Here is a 15,642-nt window from a genome sequence, read left to right as displayed (position 1 = left end):
CGCACCCACCCTGAGCTGCAAGATCAGCTTGAAAAAGGCTCACTGATGGGAGCGACTCAACCGGCCCGAACGGCAGCGAAGCCTCACGCTGGTCTGACTCCTGGGTGCCTGGAGGGTCGATGACGTGGACCGGTGCGCCGGGCAGAAGGCGCGCCGCTCGCTGCGCCAGGCCCGCCCATGATCATCGTTCATTCGCTGCATCGGGTAGCCCTCGATCAACCCTCCGTACGTCAACACCAAATGCATCTCGGTCAGTGCGATGTCACGCCCGTTGGGCAACACAACCAGTGCCAAGTCCACAGCCGTAGAAGGTACGTGGTGCCCGCGACGGCAACGCCCCTCGCCCGCCTCGCCCCGTGGGCCCGGCGCGCTGTCATCAGCCGCGATCCACGCGCTACGCAGCGTCACGCCGAGCTGGCCCTGTGCCGTCCGGACGTGCCGAGATGCGGACGTTCAGTCCGCGCGGATTGCTCATCCCGGCCCGGACTGGTCAGTCTCCCATGAAGACCAGAACCGAGCCTTCGTGGGCGAGGCAATTCTCGGCGAGGACGCGCAGCCGCATCAGTCCGCGCAGTTTCGGGCCATCCTTCGCGGCAGTCATAGCCGTGTCTATGTCTTGAAGGAGTGGCCTCATCGCGGCGCTGGGCATCGTGGTGTCGGCGAAGGTGTCTATAGACGAAAGCACAGGAAGGTCGAGTCCGGCGTTCAGTGTCCGGTCGAAGTCCCCTGCAGCATCGAACGTGCCGCCGGACGGGTCCGGCAGGTGACCAATGACGTTGCCCGCTCTGTCGCGGAGCTCGACAACCAGACCCACGCCGACATCCTGCCGCAGCTGCGGCTCGAACGCACTCTCTTGCCGCGGAGCGCGCGCTACACAGCGTCATGCCGAGTTGGCCCGTCGCCGTCCGGACGTGCCGAATTGAGGACGCATCACGCACTGGCGGGCGACGGCTGATGTTCAGGCAGGCAGTGACGGTCGCTCTTCCTCGACGTCCTCACGGAGCCGCCCTCTTGCCCGCATCGCTTCGAGGGCCTGCCTAGCACTCGGCTGGCTTCTGATCGGCCAGCCGGAGCCGATGAACTGTTTTTCGGATTGGGCGTCCGGCGTCGCCGTGCAAGCCGCCCTGAGTAGCCGCTGAACCTCGGCGAGAGCGTGCATCTCATGTGGTGTGAAGCAGGTCCATTCCCGCCAATGCCACGGCACATCGTCGTCGATGACGTCGAAGAGCTGCTCGACATACTCCACCAAGCCGACCCCTCGAACGCCGTTGTCCCTCTTGCTCAGCGCCTCCAGCGCTTTCATCGCCCGATTCCGCAGGCGCTGTTCGACAAGGCGCTGGCTCGGGTGCTCGACATCGTTCATCTCAGTGAGGGTAACCAGCGGCAGCGCACGCAAATACCGCCGACCGCGCGCTACGCAGACGCCACCCGACAGCAGCGGACGGGCTGACCAGGTGCGCAGCTCTTTGGCCAGCCATCCCTGATCTTCTTCTAATCCCCAGGCCGCAGGTTCGAATCCTGCCGGGCACACCACCGTCACCGCAGATCAGCGCCTTGTCGATTCCCGTCAAGGCCGCCGAGCGAGCGCAGCCCACCGCCCGCTCTCGCTGGCCTGCTGGCGACCGCCGGCCGGCGCGGCGGGCACCACCTTAGGGGACGATTCCAGTAGCAGCGGCCCAACGCCAGACACAGACCGCGACAACTGCCGCGACCGCTGTCGCGATCGCGATCACCAAAGATGCCCGGCCACCCCGGATCCCGCGGTAGCACCATGCCGAAGCGGATGTGAGGCCAAGAGCAGGCGCCAGCGTCGGCGGGAGCAGGACGGCAACAGCTAAGCCCGTCATGTTCTCGGAACCGCCAGCGAAGTAGGCACCCACCGCCAGGAAGACGAGAAGACCGACAACCAGCCACGCCAACACTGCGAGGGCCGCAGCGAAGACAAGCAGGGGGCGCAGGAAGTACTCCCGGGCAGGCCGGGTCTCAGGTAACCGGGACCAGGCATCGGGGTCGGCCATTGAGTGATGGTGGCACATGGGCGGCGAGGCGGGCCACCCACAGCGGCGCGCCAACCACGTGCCAGTAGCCGGTGTCCGGAGGGGGAACGAGCGGGCACGAGCTGTCACCCACTCCCCGGCCAGGAGCAGGCGTTCCGGGCATCTCGGGGCGGTGATCCTCGTCCTTCCAATCTGCGGCTACGACCCAGCGGTGGCCCAAACTCCTCGTCCTCCTCGTCTGGCGACGAAGGGGCGTACTGCCGCAGAGCACTGTTGCGAATCATCCAGACGCGGAAGAAGGACTCCTCCTGGTCCATCACGAAAAGCTGCACCGCATTGGGGTTGTGCCAGGCCAGAGACCCGAAATGCTTCACAACAGCAGCGAGGCCGACATGGTTGAGCGCCCCGGCGTGCACCTCGCACTCGGGGTTCTTGTGTCCGCCCCACCGGTTGTCCGCATCGGTGATCAGCCTCAGGTTGCCGCAGCCGCCCGGCCTCATGGCGTCGAGACGGGGGCACTCCTCGTCGAGGCACCCGCCGAACGCCTCGGCGTTGGGGCGGTCCTCCGGACCCACCGACAGCATCACGTTGGCGACCCAACTCACCCGCATCCCCCAATCCACGCCGGGACCGTACAGCCATTCGTGCAGCCAAGACCATCCACTTACGCCGACAAAGCCGGGCGGCGATGGACGGCCCGACCAGCACCGAGCCCGCTCGACCAGCCAGTCGGGATCTTCTTCTAATCCTTAGGCCGGGCGGGGCCGCCGAGGCGAGATCTATGAGGCAGGCTCCGACGACTTTCTCGGCAATATCCGCAGCCGGGCAGATCCTTGCAAGGAGAATCGATCGTGTGCGGGCCGACCGAGATCAGCGGGTGGCTTCCCGTACCCCGCAGGCGGGGCGCGTAGAACTCGGCGAGCTTAGCCTCAGATAGGTCATTCCCGTTGGAGGCGGCTTCTCTTCTCAAATGAGCTTCGGTTCGCCCGGCAGTTGGTCGAGGAGGTGCTGAACGACGGCGGGCAAGTGCCGCGCCTCGCGCCGGCCGTCGTCGCACGGGACCTGGTGCCGCCTGGGCGGCGGTTCGGCCTGCCCGAGGACGCGTACGACCTCGGCGAGCGGGGCTCCGTCTGCGAGCGGTGGCTGGGCTCGACCACCAGGGCCGACAACCGGGTCGGCCCACCGGACGAGGGGCTCAGCTACCTCGTCGACTCGGCGGGGCGACGGCGGATGACCCTTCGGGACGCGGTCGCCGCCGACTCCACCGCGATCATGGGCGAGGCGTACGGGGCCACCCACCCACAGGGTCTCGGGCGCCTGGCGAAGCTGCTCGACTACGGCGCCCGCATCCCGTACCACGTCCACCCGCCGCAACGTTTCACCGAACTGGTCGGTCGCCGACCGTCACCGTTCCGCACGACGGTGGCAGCAACTAGTCACGTCGGAGCCGGCCGCCACCGGTCGGTGTCGGCCGGCTCCGCGAGGCGTGACGTCGGCTAACCGATCTGAGTCTCGGGTGCCGGCGGCGGTTACAGCTCGTCGAGCGGCACGTCGGGGTCGGCCAGTAGGTCGAGGTCGACCGGGTGGGCTGCCGCGACCAGCCGCCGGAGCGCCGGGACGACGTCCCACACGTTGACGTTCATGCCGGCGAGCACCCGTCCGCCGGCGGTCCAGAAGGCGATGAACTCGCGCTTGGCGACGTCGCCCCGGACGACGACCCGGTCGAACGCCCCGGGCGGGGCGTCTCCGACGTACTCCATGCCCAGGTCGTACTGGTCGGTGTAGAAGTAGGGCAGGTCGTCGTAGCTGACCGCCTGTCCCAGCATGGCGCGGGCCGCCGCGGCGCCGCCGTGCAGTGCGTTGGCCCAGTGCTCGACGCGCAGCCGCCGGCGCAGCACGGGATGGTAGGCGTTGGCGACGTCACCGGCGGCGTAGATGTCCGGGTCGGCGGTACGCAGGGACGCGTCGACCTGGATTCCGTTGTCGACGGTGAGGCCCGCCGCTGTCGCCAGCTCGGTGTTGGGCCGTACGCCCACGGCGACCACCACGGCGTCGGCGGGCAACTCCGTGCCGTCGGCCAGCAGGACCGAGGAGACGCGGCCGGTGCCGCGGACCTCCCGAACCTCGGCGTCGAAGTGGAAGGTGACGCCGTGGTCCCGGTGCAGGTTGGCGAACACCCGGGCGATCTCGTCGCCGAGCACCCGGCGCAACGGCAGCGCGGCCGTCTCGACGACATCGACGGTGACGCCGCGCTGCCGGGCAGCGGCGGCGACCTCCAGGCCGATCCATCCGGCTCCGACGATCACGATGTGCGCGCCGTCGACCAGCGCCGCGGCGATTCGACGGCTGTCGGCGAGGGTACGCAGCCGCAGCACCCCGTCCAGGCCGATGCCGGGTGCGGCGAGGTCGCGGGGCCTGGCGCCGGTGGCCAGCAGCAGCTTGTCGTACCGGATATGCTGGCCGTCGGCGAGCCGGACCTCCCCGGCGGAGCGGTCGACGGCGACGGCGCGGGCGCCGGTGCGCAGGTCGACGTCGTGCTCGGCGTACCACCCGGCGTCGTGCACGTACACGCTGTCGGGTTCGGCGCCGCCGGTCAGCAGACCCTTGGACAGTGGTGGCCGCTCGTACGGTCGCTCGGGCTCGTCGCCGATCACGACGATCCCGCCGTCGAAGCCCTCCTCCCGCAGCGTCTGCGCGGCCCGCGCTCCGGCGAGCCCGGCTCCCACGATCACGAACGTGCCGGTCTTCGACATCGGTCCAGCTCCTTTCTGGGTATGTCGATCAGCGGGAGCCCACCCCGGTCAGGGTGAAGAACTCGGCGCGCGACCGGTGATCGTCGCGCAGGGTGCCGAGCAGGGTGGACGTGATGGTGCTGCTGCCGACGGCCTGGACGCCGCGCAGCGTCATGCACAGGTGTTCCGCCTCGATGACCACGCCGACCCCGCGTGGGCGGAGTTGGCCGGTCAGCCAGTCGGCGATCTGTTTGGTCAGGCGCTCCTGGACCTGCGGGCCGTGGGCGAACAGTTCGACCACCCGGGCCAGTTTGGACAGCCCGAGGATGCGTTCGCCGGGCAGGTAGCCGACGTGCGCGACGCCGACGAACGGCAGCAGATGGTGTTCGCAGACCGACCGGATCGGGATGGCCCGGGCCAGCACCAGCTCGTCGTAGCCCTCGTCGTTGTCGAAGGTGGTCAACTGGAACTCGCGCGGAGTGAGCAGTTCGGCGTAGGCGCGGGCCATCCGGCCCGGGGTGTCGGCGAGCCCGGCGGCGGAGAGGTCCACGCCGAGCGCGGCCAGGAACTCCGCCGCCGCCCGTTCGGCGGCGGCCGGGTCGCGGCGGGGACGCTGGTGCTGCACCCGGAGGGCGGTGACACTCACCTCAGCGACCTCCCACGCCGAGGGCTGCGAGCGCGGTCAGGACCAGCGTGGCGGCGGCGAACAGGCCGTGGCCGACCACCACCGGTACGGGGAACCGGGACTCGGCGGTCCCGGCACGGCGGGCCGGGATCCAGCGGGCCAGCATGGTGAACCCGAGCAGTGCCACCGGCAGGAGCGTCACGAACGCGACCCACGCGAGAACGTCGTTGTCGACGGCCAGGTAGGCGATCCACAGCACCAGCCCGATCGCGGCCAGGGCGAAGTGGCCGAACACGAGGCCCGGCGCCAGGCGGCTGCCGCTTCCCGGTCGATGGCCGCCGTGACTGATCCAGGTGCCGAGCATGACGAAGCCACCGACGGCCGTGATCAGCCAGGTGACGAGTGCGGCGATGCCCATCAGGAGTTCTCCTTGTCTGCGCTGTGGTAGCCCTGCGCCTGGGTGGTCTCGTCGGCGACGCGCACGCCGTACCGGTAGGCCAGTTCGCCGCCGAGGTAACCGGCGACGGTCAACCCGGCGAGACTGATCGCCGAGAGCACCAGCGGTCCCGCGGCCACCGGACCCGGCGGGCCGGCATCCCGGAGGGCGAAGTTGACCGCGTACGCGCCGGTGACCGCGAGGTTGATCGCCATGTGCGCGAGCGCGGTGCGGAAGACGCGGGTGCCGGTGGGGATGGCGAACAGGTCCAGGAAGCCGACCAGCGCGGCCGCGAGGGCGCCGATGACGCCGAGGCCGATGAGCCACCGTGCGCCGTCGGCCAGGCCCTGCGGCCCGGACACGAACCGGGAGGCGAGGTCGAAGGCGAAGCTGGCCACCCAGGCGCCGATCGGCACCGCCACCAGCGCGGGATGAAGTGGGTGGCCGTAGCGGCCGGCCAGGTTGGTCACCGGCTGCTTGGCCTGATCCATGGGTCGCACGGAAACCCCCAGGGGATTTTCACCAACGCTCGTTGGTGTTATCGATCATGCTGCCCCAGCGCGCCCGGAATTTCAATAGCCTTCGCTGGTGATAATCTCGGGGCTGTGAGCACGGGGGAGCGCTGGAGCGCGATGGCCGCGCTCGTCGACCGGTCCCGACGGGCGCTGTACGACTACGTGTGCCGGGCCGATCACCCGGTCACCCGCGAGGAGGCGGCCGAGGCGCACGGCATGTCCCGCAACCTCACCGCGTTCCACCTCGACAAGCTCGTCGAGTCCGGACTTTTGCGGGCCCACTACCAGACGCCGGCCGACCAGCCCCGGGGCCGCGGCCGGACGCCGAAGGTCTACGAGGCGGCCGGCGACGGCGTCGCGATCACGGTTCCGGAGCGGCGCTACGAACTCATCGCCGAGATCCTCGCCGACGCGGTCGCCGACGACCCGCACGACGCCCCCGAGGCGGCACGCCGGCACGCCCGGCAACGCGGCCGGGACATCGGAGCACGGGTACGCGACACCGGCGAGGACCTCATCGCCGTGCTCGCCGGCCTCGGCTTCGAACCCGAACCGCTCAGCGACCAGGTGCTGCTGCGCAACTGCCCGTTCCACGCCCTGGCCACCCGGCAGACCGCCCTGGTGTGCGGGCTCAACCACGCGTTCCTCGCCGGCATGATCGACGGTGCCGGGCGTACCGACCTGCTGCCCCGGCTCGCACCGCGTCCCGGGGCCTGCTGCGTCCGGTTGGACGGCGTGCCGAACCGATAGCTGCGGAGAGGCGCCGCTCACGGTGAGATGCGGACCTCGACCGAGCTGATGTACCACCGGAAGTCGGACGTGCTGTCGATGGACACGTCGTTGGTGCCACTCTTGTCGAAGGAGCGTGTGCCGGCGCACACGACCACCGACTGGCCCGCCGGCACCGGTCCCGCGCTGAACAGCTGCGCGAAGTAATGGGTACCACGGGTCAACTTCTCCTGGTGGAAGCTCTCGTCGTCGTCGGTGGTCTCGTCGAGGTTCGACATCTCGGCGTACGACGGCTCGGCCACGCTGGGGTGCAGGACGTCGAGCATCAGGAAGTTCTGCTGGGTGGTGTGGGAGTTGGACCATCCCCACTCGTCCGTCGTCTCCAGCCGGTGCGTCGCCTCGACGCACTGCGCGTCGATGAGGACCTCGACCAGACCCGTCGCCGGCGGCACGAACGCGAACGCGATCGCGCTGAAGGCGTCACCGGACGCGTAATCGAAGTCGCCCGCGTCGCCGTCCTCCATGGTGATGGAGATGCCGACGTCCCCGACCGACGGGTTCAGCGTGTGGAGGCGATCGACGACGAAGTTGTCGTTGCGCACCGGGACGAAGCCGAAGTTGAACCCGAAGAACGGCGGCCGGAAGACCTCCCACCGGTGCGGGTTCTCGCTGTCGTCCGGTTCGAAGACCCCCCACGGCAGCGCGCGATCGTGGAATGGGGACAGGCTCAGCCACTTGTCGAGGTTGTTCGAGAGGTGGAACCCGCGGCTGATGTTCTCGTCGGCCGCGAACACGTCGGCGATCGCCTCGTGGTAGTCGCCGGCTATCGCGACGATCGCCTCACGTCGGATGTCCCGGCTTCGCAGGAATGCCTTGGCCTTCCGTCTCCGGGCCTGGTTCAGGCTGTCGTAGCTCGACTCCAGCCCCTGGGGTGGCTGAAGCAGGTCACGAACGGTCATCCGTTCCTGCCGCATCAGGTCCCGCAGTTCGGTCCAGTTGTCGTCGCCCAGCAGGCGCCGCAGCCGGTGGCTCGCCTCAACGGACAGTTTCGCCGCCTTGCCGCTGCGCTTCTTAATGATCGTGCGGAGGCGTTGTTCGCGGTCCTCCGCTGCCGCCTGCGCCGACCGCTGGGCTTCCACGGGGAAGTGCCGGAAATTGCGAAGTGCGTGGTCGCTGCTGACCATGGGAACCACCCCATCAGAGCCTCGCCTCCATGCTGCTGCAGAAACCTCCGGCTGGCCATACGGGTTGTGCCATGCTTGCAACGCCACATCTACGGCAAACAGTGCTAACCGACCTCCCGTGGCAGCCGCGGGCGAGGCCGTCGGCGAGCGCTCGCGATGATCAAGTTACGCGCGCAGACATCGTCAATGCGGGCGTCGTTGGTAACCCATCTGCCAGTGTCGGCTCTGCCTGGCATCGTAGAGGCATGTGCAGGAACATTCGCGTGCTCCACAACTTTGAACCGCCTGCGACCGACGATGAGATCGAGGCCGCCGCCATCCAATACGTGCGCAAGGTCAGCGGCACAACACGGCCGTCCGCGGCCAACGAGGAGGCGTTCGGCGAGGCGATCCGCGCCGTCACGGCGGCCACCCGGACCCTACTGGACAGCCTCGTGACGAAGGCGCCTCCCCGCGACCGCGAGGTCGAGGCCGCGAAGGCCAAGGCGCGCGCGGCCGAACGGTACGGGCTGCGAGCGGCGGCCTCGGGCTGACGGCTCCCGATCTCACTGGCCACGCTCTGGTCAGGCTTCCTGCTCGGTGAACTCTTCGGCAGCCCCGAAGTTGTCCGCTTTCGGCCGTTGCATGATTGACCCTGGGTGCATGCTCATGCCGATGTGCGCGCACGACCGTAGGCCACCACATGCCCCGACGGTTTGCGAAGTGGTCGTTACATACCACGCTGCAGTCTGCGCCGATGCATCACGACGAGCTCGAAATGCCGACTCTCCGTCGGGACGGATCTGTGGCCCGCGGATGAGTTTGGGATGATGCGCCGGTCTACCTACCGACACCCACCTGACTCGAAGGGACCGCCCCGATGGCAAAGGTCATCTCCACGCTGTTCATCTCGGCCGACGGTGTGGCCGAGATCGACCCCGATTGGCACTTCCCGTACTTCGACGAGAACATGGGCCGCGCCGTCGGCGAGGACTATGAGACCGCTGACGTGCTGCTCATCGGCCGCGAGACCTACGACAGCTTCGCCGGAGCCTGGCCCGACCGTGAGGCCGCGGGTGGGGACGACGCACCGTTCGCCAAACAACTCGGGGACGTGCGCAAGGTGGTCGTCTCGCGCCAGCCGCTGGAGTTCTCCTGGCGCAACTCCGAGCTGATCAAGGGGGATCTCCTCGATGCCGTCACCTCGCTCAAGGCCGATGCCGGCATCAGAGGAATCCTCATCCCCGGGTCGATCTCCGTGGTGCAGCAACTGCTCGCCGCGGGACTGGTCGATGAGCTGCGCCTGCTGGTGCATCCGGTGGCGGCGCGTAAGGGCCGCAAGCTGTTCGACGACGGCGACGCGCCGTACCACCTGAGAATGACGGCGACGGAGGCGTTTCCGACGGGCGTGATCCGCGTGATCTATTCGCCGACCGCAGCACCCACCAAGGTCGGTTACGACGAGGTCAGGGACCAGGTACCCGGAGGGAAATAGCCGCGATCTACCCGCACAACGGCATCTTCAAGGTCAACAACGCCGACCGGGAACGCATCGACCAGTGAAACGGCCGCTCCCGCGACGCCAACCCGGCGATCACCGACGCCGACCGGCGCAAGGTGCGGGTGGTGCACCTGCCCGTCACCGGCGAGATCGCCGTCTACGTCGATGGGCAGGAACGCCGATGACCGCGAAGGACACCACCTTCGGCTCGGGCCGGGTGGGCCTCGGCTCGTTCGACGACATCGGCCGTACCCGTCTCTTCACGGTGACGGGCTCGCCGGCCTGACGGACGGGCAGCGCGGGGGCGGCGGCGAGCATGCCGCCGCCCCCTACGCGTCACGAGACCGTCGTACTGTTCCCACCGGGTCAGCGTCGTCGGCCGGATTCCCATAGGCTGCGACACCTGTCGCTCAAGGAGTTGGGGATCCATGTTCTCCTACCGCTTGGCGCGTCCGTGGCTGGCTCGCCTCGGGCTGCTCGGCCAATTGGTGCTGCTGACCAGCCTCGGGGCGGCCCCCGCACACGCCGCGCCGGCCGATCGCGCAGTCGCGACCGCGGGCGTCATCTCGCACCGGGACGGTGCTGCCGCGACGGCGGTGGATGCCGGGCCGGTGGCCGGCACGGCGGTCCGGCTGAGCGACGGCACCGTGACTCCCGTCAAGCACGCGGCAGCGTACGGCCCGACGGAGGCGGACGCGGAGAGTTCGTCGCCGCGGACGAACGGCGCGCTTCTGGGTGGCCTGCTGGGTGCCCTCGGCGGGCTCCTGATCGCCGTCACCGTGAAGCTCGTCCGGCGAGCCGTGGAGCGATGGGAGCAGCGGGCGGCCATGCCGTTCCCGCGGGGTGCGCCCGTTCCCGTCCCACGCCCGCCCACAGCTGCCGCGCCCCCGCCCCCAGCCGCCGCACCGGCGTCCGTCGTCGGGTTCGCGCCGCCAGCCGTGCCGGCCAACGGGGGCAGCCCTGCCACGGTGTGGGTGCCGACCGTGGGCACTGCGGTCCCCCCACCCGCATGGACGGCTCCACCAGTCGTCGGCCCGCCGCAACCAGCACGGCCGCCGGGACGTCCGCCCCAGTACGGCCCCCGGTGCGCGCGCTGCCGGGAACTCGTCCCGGAGGACGCGGCGTACTGCGGCGAGTGCGGGCTGTCCCAGCTGGAGCCACCGTTCGGCGAGGAAGCCGGCGGTGCGGGTCGACGAGTGGGCCGGCTCTTCCGTGATCGACCCGGAGTGCGGCGCCGATGGGGCGTGGTCGCGGCCCTCGCGGCCGGCGTCGTACTGGTCGCGGCGGTGACGTTCCATCAGCAGGCGTCCCCCATGTCGCCCCCCGACACCGTCGAAGCCTACTTCGACGCGCTCGCGGACCGTGACGCCGACCGGGCCCGATCCCTGCTCTCCGCGGATTACGCGAAGCGGGCACCGATGATCCTGACCAGCGGAGGAGCGCTGCGCGATCCCGGATATCACCCGCCTCGGCACCTCCGGATCAAGGTGGTAGTAGTTCGTGACGACGTTGCAGAAATGGAAGGGGAGTACGAACTCGACGGTAAGCGGCAGAAGACGGGGCTCTACCTGATCCGCGACGGGGGCGGCGGCGAGCGGCGGCCGTGGAGCATCAACTATCTGCCCCAGCTGCCGCCGCCCTCCGGTGAATACGGGTTCGAGGCGCTCGTCATCGCGGGCACGCGAGCGCCGGCCGGTCTCCTGGAAGCGGTGTTCCACGGTTCCTATCTCGTCTCACTGCCCGACCATCCGATCCGGGAGGTGACGGCCCCCGTCATCGTGCACGCGGGCGCCCGGGAGGGGGGCGTTCTCCGCACACGCATGCGGGACAGCGCGCGCGAGTCGATCGAGACCCAGGTCCGGGCGTACCTGGACAGGTGTGCCGCGAGCACGGAACTGATGCCGAAGGGGTGCCCCTTCTCGGCCTACAGCTCTGCTCCCGTGACGCGCGTCACCTGGCGGATCACCCGGTACCCGCCGCTTGAGATCACGCTCGGGTCCACCGGGGACGCACAGGTCGTCGGCGGGGTCGGCGAAGCGACAGCGACGACCGCACGTGGCGAGGTCCTTCCGGGGAACACGTCGTTCCTCCTCTACGGGGATGGGCGTGCCGCGGGGGACAAGGTCCTGTTCGTTCCGCGCTGAAGCGCAAGCCTCCGGCACCCGCACGAGCGGCAACCGTTTTGGCCACCCCGATCAGCAAGGTCTCCCGATGACAGATGCACAGCCCGCTCGGTACTGCCCGTACTGCGGTGCGCCGGTGCCGGGCAGCCCGAGATACTGCTTCCGGTGCGGGGCCGGACAGTCGGGACACCAGCCCGCCGATGGTCCGGCCGGCCGACTGTCCCGGCTCCGCCGGCCCTGGTCGCTGGTCCTGATCGGCGTGGCCGTCGTCCTCCTCGTCGTGGCCGCCGTCCCGTTGCTGAGCCCACGGTGGTTGCCGGACGGCCCCGACGACGTCGCGCGCGCCTACTTCGAGGCGCTCGCCGAGCGGGACGCCGACAAGGCCCTGGCGTTCCTCGATCCGGCCTCGCGCAAACCGCCCGACCCGCCGATGCTGACCGACCGGATCCTGAACGACCCCGGATACACCCCGCCCGACGAGGTGGTAGCGGAGGTGCTGTTCTCGGCTACCGACACCAGCACGGTGAAGGTCGACTACCGCATCAACCAGGGGAACGGTCAGCTCGAGCTCACCCTGACCCGCAACGACGACTCCACCGAGTGGAAGATCCAGAACGGACTCCTGTCGATGGCGTTGCCTCGCAACGACGCCGGGTGGGAGACGTTCCTGGTCTCCGGCGCCGCGGTACCGGCGACCCAGGAGCGGCTCGAGCTGGTCTTTCCGGGCGCGTACCGGATCGTGGCGACGGGCAACGGGATTCAGGAGGCGCCGCCCATCACCGTGTGGGCGGGGGCCGGCGAGACAGACCGCCTTCTGGTGCGCCTGCGGCCCACCGTTCGTGAGGCCATCGAGCCGCAGGTGCGGGCATATCTGGACACCTGCGCCGAGAGCCGCGAACTCCTGCCGCCCCGGTGCCCGTTCGGCGGCCGTAGCGACTGGCCGGTCACGAGTCTCAACTGGACGATCACTCACTACCCCACGTTGAAGCTGCAGTTGACGTCCACCGGTGCGGAGGCCTGGGTCGTCGGTGAGGCGGGGGAGGCGGAGGTGACCGGGCGGACCAGTTCCCCGCTCACGCCGGACTTCGCCTACCGGACGACGTTCGCGGTGTTCGGCTTCGGCCGCGTCGTCGATGGAAAGACGGTATTCGTGCCCAACCACTGACCGCGACCCGTCGTGGCAGGGCAGCAAGGCGAGACAAGGAGTTCGGGTGAAGCAGCAACAGCCGTACCGGTACTGCGTCTTCTGCGGCTCCGCGCTTGTCTCGGCGTCCTGCCCGCGGTGCGGCCCGGCCCGGCCCAGTTCGGTCCCGCACGGGTCGCCACCGGCCCCGGTCCCTGTCGCCCCCCGGCTCAGGACACCGGCGGACACCCGCCGGATCTGGCCCGCCGTGCTGATCACCGCGATTGTGGGGCTCGTGCTCCTCTGCACGGCGACGGTACGGCTGGTGCCACGGTTCATCGGGCCGGAGGCGGCGGTACGCGCCTACTTCGACGCGCTGGCCGACCGGGACGCGACCAGGGCGCGGGGGCTGCTCGCCGAGGGCTCCGCCATCGGGCAGCGCGGGCCCATCGCCGGGGTCGACGAGCGGGCGGACCTCTTGCTGCTGACGGACGCCACGCTGCACCACGCCGGCTACACCCCGCCGCGCAATCTCACCGTCGGGCGCACGATCTGGACCGGCACAAGCGCGACGGTGGAGGCCAGCTACGACTTCGGCGGCCCGCCGATCACCATCACACTGCCGCTGGTGAGCGAGCGGGGGCTGCGCGGGCTGCCGTCGTGGCGGATCACGGACGGGCTGCTCGAACTCCGGTTGGAGTCCGTGGTGACAGGCCGGCTGGTCGTCGCGGGCGCCACTCTGCCGATGACCACCACGCGGAGCATGGTCGCCTTCCCGGGCGCCTACCGGGTCGCCCTTCCGGAGCACCCGCTCTACCGGGCGGAGCCGGCGATCGCGTTCGCCAACGGTGCGAGCGCTTCGCTCTCGCCGGTCGAGGTCCGCGAGAACGTGCGCCGGGACGTCGAGCAGCAGGTTCGGGCCCATGTGGACGGCTGCGCGCGCCGCATCGAGCTGGCCCCCTCGGGCTGCCCCTTTGTCGCGAGCAGCAGCGTGCCGGTGAAGATCCTGTCCTGGACGATCGTCCGGTATCCGGAGCTGAGCTTCACCGTCGTCGCGGACGGCGGGGTGTCGGTGACGAGCCCCGGCCAGGGTGTCGCCGCCGCGACAGTGATCCGCACCTCGGGCGCCGGCGCCTCCTGGCAGGAGACCGTCAGCTTCGACATCAGTGGAACCGTGCGCGTCGTCGACGGAAAGGCGGTCCTCTCCAACGGGCGCTGAGCGACCGCGGGCGACGAGCGACGGAACGCTCGGCCGAGGTGCTACGTGGTTGGTTGGGGCGTTCTCACGGGTGGTGGAAGAGGGAAAGGACCGGCTGGGGCCGTCGGCCCGGCCAACTGCCGGGCCGATGGGCGGCCGTCCTCGACTGTCAGTCGGGGGCCGGGCTGAGCTTCGCCCCGGCAGCTATCAGGTCCGCGAACCGTCCGCCTGCGACATGCAGGGGCGCCCGCTGTGCCGGTACTGCAACGCGACCGACCCAGCGAACCTGAAGCCGTGCGTGCGCTGCGGCCGGCGCCGTCGTGTTCACGCCCGGACCGACGACGGGCCGGTCTGCGAGACGTGCCGGACACCGCCACTGCTGCAGGTGTGTGCTCCACCTGCGGCCGGCTCGCGCACTGCGAAGCCTCGAAAGCCACTGGCTTGCCGTGGTGCGTGCCCTGCCGAAGCAGGCGGATGAGGTGCGCCGGCTGCAGCCACGTACGGCTCGTGCGCAGCGGCACGATCGACCGGCCGTTGTGCGCCGCCTGCACCCGGGCCGAACCTGGTAGTCGGAATTCACCTCGTCATCGCCGTCAGGGTGACGCTCTGTCACGGTCCGAGACCTCTGTCGGTGCGGTGACGGTTGCAGCGTCGCCGTTTGGCACTCCGCCGATCCGAACCTTCCCGCGCGTCTGGCGCTAGCCTTTCACCGCGTCGTCGTGTTGGGCAGGGCGGCGGCGATGCCGTTGAGCACGTGGTTGAGGCCGTATTGGAAGCGCGCGTCGGGCGACAGGTGCGAAAGTCGCCCCTCGCGGATGTTGCGGTTGAACATTGGGTACTTCCCGGACTCGACCACGTGCTTAACGTACGGCCCGACGTACTGGGCCATCCACTGCTTGCGGTCCATACCGGTGTGCCGGGCATGATCGAGCCAGCCGATCTCGTCTCGGACCGCACTCGCGACGTAGTCGCCGACCATGCCGCTGAGGCTGGTCATCTCGTCGACGTGGAGGCCGAACCCGTCGAGGGCGCTTAGCGCGAAGTCGTAGACCCGGAGAGAGTTGGGGCCGAGGGTGGGGCGGCGGGCGAGGGTTGCCTGCCAGGGGTGGCGTAGACCGACGGCGCGGGTCTGGTGGGCCAGCAGCGTGAGGTCGGTTCGCCAGTCACCGCTGGGTCGCTCGGGCAGTTCGATCTCGCCGACGACCGCGTCGAGCATGAGGTCGATCAGGTCGTCCCGCTTGGGCACGTAGCGGTAGAGCGACATGGCGCCGGTGCCCAACTCCTGAGCGATCCGGCGCATGGTCGCTGCGTCCAGCCCTTCGCGGTCGGCGATCTCGACGGCTGCCCGGGTGATCTGGGCCCGGCTGTACCCGGGTCGGCGGCCTGGGCCGGACCGGTCCACGTTCTCCGGGCGCATCCAGATACTGACCTGTTGCTCGGCGCCGGACATCACACCTCCCCTTCTTGCGTACATCGTACTCGAAAAGCTAGCGTCCATTT

General features: G+C 69.6%; 16 protein-coding genes. 7 read left to right on the top strand and 9 right to left on the bottom strand.

Annotated elements, in window-relative coordinates; genetic code table 11:
- Positions 1-490: 490 nt before the first annotated feature.
- From I8N68_RS17690 to I8N68_RS17680, 3 genes are all read right to left on the bottom strand, one after another.
- Positions 491-814 (bottom strand): hypothetical protein, encoded by a 324-nt coding sequence (locus I8N68_RS17690; RefSeq protein ID WP_200211093.1) that lies wholly within the window; start codon positions 812-814, stop codon positions 491-493.
- A 144-nt stretch (positions 815-958) separates the two neighbouring features.
- Positions 959-1,363: a hypothetical protein gene (locus I8N68_RS17685; RefSeq protein ID WP_200211092.1), complete on the bottom strand. Its 405-nt coding sequence runs from the start codon at positions 1,361-1,363 to the stop codon at positions 959-961.
- 759 nt (positions 1,364-2,122) lie between these two features.
- Positions 2,123-2,620: a squamosa promoter-binding protein 15 gene (locus I8N68_RS17680; protein WP_200211091.1), complete on the bottom strand. Its 498-nt coding sequence runs from the start codon at positions 2,618-2,620 to the stop codon at positions 2,123-2,125.
- Positions 2,621-3,002: 382 nt separating this feature from the next.
- On the opposite strand from I8N68_RS17680, the gene I8N68_RS17675 reads away from it, so the two are divergent.
- Entirely contained in the window at positions 3,003-3,497 is a 495-nt protein-coding gene (locus tag I8N68_RS17675; RefSeq protein WP_200211090.1) for a hypothetical protein, read from the top strand.
- A 29-nt stretch (positions 3,498-3,526) separates the two neighbouring features.
- Here the strand turns inward: I8N68_RS17675 and I8N68_RS17670 are convergent, their stop codons facing one another.
- The 4 genes from I8N68_RS17670 to I8N68_RS17655 are packed head-to-tail and all read right to left on the bottom strand — an operon-like array spanning position 3,527 to position 6,281.
- Complete coding sequence (locus I8N68_RS17670) at positions 3,527-4,750, bottom strand: NAD(P)/FAD-dependent oxidoreductase (protein WP_200211089.1); 1,224 nt, start codon at positions 4,748-4,750, stop codon at positions 3,527-3,529.
- Between the two features lie 28 nt (positions 4,751-4,778).
- Positions 4,779-5,375, bottom strand: coding sequence for a GTP cyclohydrolase I FolE (gene folE, locus I8N68_RS17665; protein WP_200211088.1), 597 nt, complete (start codon positions 5,373-5,375; stop codon positions 4,779-4,781).
- 1 nt (position 5,376) lies between these two features.
- Complete coding sequence (locus I8N68_RS17660) at positions 5,377-5,772, bottom strand: hypothetical protein (RefSeq protein WP_200211087.1); 396 nt, start codon at positions 5,770-5,772, stop codon at positions 5,377-5,379.
- Entirely contained in the window at positions 5,772-6,281 is a 510-nt protein-coding gene (locus I8N68_RS17655) for a DUF2231 domain-containing protein (RefSeq protein WP_200211086.1), read from the bottom strand. The genes I8N68_RS17660 and I8N68_RS17655 overlap by 1 nt, the downstream gene beginning before the upstream one ends.
- A gap of 114 nt (positions 6,282-6,395) precedes the next feature.
- Between I8N68_RS17655 and I8N68_RS17650 the strand changes: the two genes are divergently transcribed.
- Positions 6,396-7,055, top strand: a complete 660-nt coding sequence (locus tag I8N68_RS17650) for a helix-turn-helix transcriptional regulator (protein ID WP_307812863.1) — start codon at positions 6,396-6,398, stop codon at positions 7,053-7,055.
- A 17-nt stretch (positions 7,056-7,072) separates the two neighbouring features.
- Here I8N68_RS17650 and I8N68_RS17645 read toward each other — a convergent pair whose 3' ends face one another.
- Entirely contained in the window at positions 7,073-8,299 is a 1,227-nt protein-coding gene (locus I8N68_RS17645; RefSeq protein ID WP_200211085.1) for a hypothetical protein, read from the bottom strand.
- Positions 8,300-8,463: 164 nt separating this feature from the next.
- On the opposite strand from I8N68_RS17645, the gene I8N68_RS17640 reads away from it, so the two are divergent.
- From I8N68_RS17640 to I8N68_RS17615, 5 genes are all read left to right on the top strand, one after another.
- A complete protein-coding gene (locus tag I8N68_RS17640; RefSeq protein ID WP_200211084.1) occupies positions 8,464-8,751 on the top strand; it encodes a DUF2277 domain-containing protein in 288 nt (95 codons plus the stop codon).
- A 326-nt stretch (positions 8,752-9,077) separates the two neighbouring features.
- Complete coding sequence (locus I8N68_RS17635; RefSeq protein ID WP_200211082.1) at positions 9,078-9,692, top strand: dihydrofolate reductase family protein; 615 nt, start codon at positions 9,078-9,080, stop codon at positions 9,690-9,692.
- Positions 9,693-10,126: 434 nt separating this feature from the next.
- Positions 10,127-11,842: a zinc ribbon domain-containing protein gene (locus I8N68_RS17625; protein WP_200211081.1), complete on the top strand. Its 1,716-nt coding sequence runs from the start codon at positions 10,127-10,129 to the stop codon at positions 11,840-11,842.
- Positions 11,843-12,101: 259 nt separating this feature from the next.
- A complete protein-coding gene (locus tag I8N68_RS17620) occupies positions 12,102-12,986 on the top strand; it encodes a hypothetical protein (protein ID WP_200211080.1) in 885 nt (294 codons plus the stop codon).
- Between the two features lie 46 nt (positions 12,987-13,032).
- The gene (locus tag I8N68_RS17615) at positions 13,033-14,163 is read left to right on the top strand and encodes a hypothetical protein (protein ID WP_200211079.1); all 1,131 of its coding nucleotides are present in this window, start codon (positions 13,033-13,035) and stop codon (positions 14,161-14,163) included.
- A 685-nt stretch (positions 14,164-14,848) separates the two neighbouring features.
- Here the strand turns inward: I8N68_RS17615 and I8N68_RS17610 are convergent.
- Entirely contained in the window at positions 14,849-15,592 is a 744-nt protein-coding gene (locus tag I8N68_RS17610) for a TetR/AcrR family transcriptional regulator (RefSeq protein WP_200211078.1), read from the bottom strand.
- Positions 15,593-15,642 lie beyond the last annotated feature (50 nt).

The organism is Micromonospora coerulea, assembly GCF_016598485.1.
Classification (GTDB): domain Bacteria; phylum Actinomycetota; class Actinomycetes; order Mycobacteriales; family Micromonosporaceae; genus Micromonospora; species Micromonospora coerulea.
This window is presented reverse-complemented; position numbering and strand designations above follow the sequence as displayed.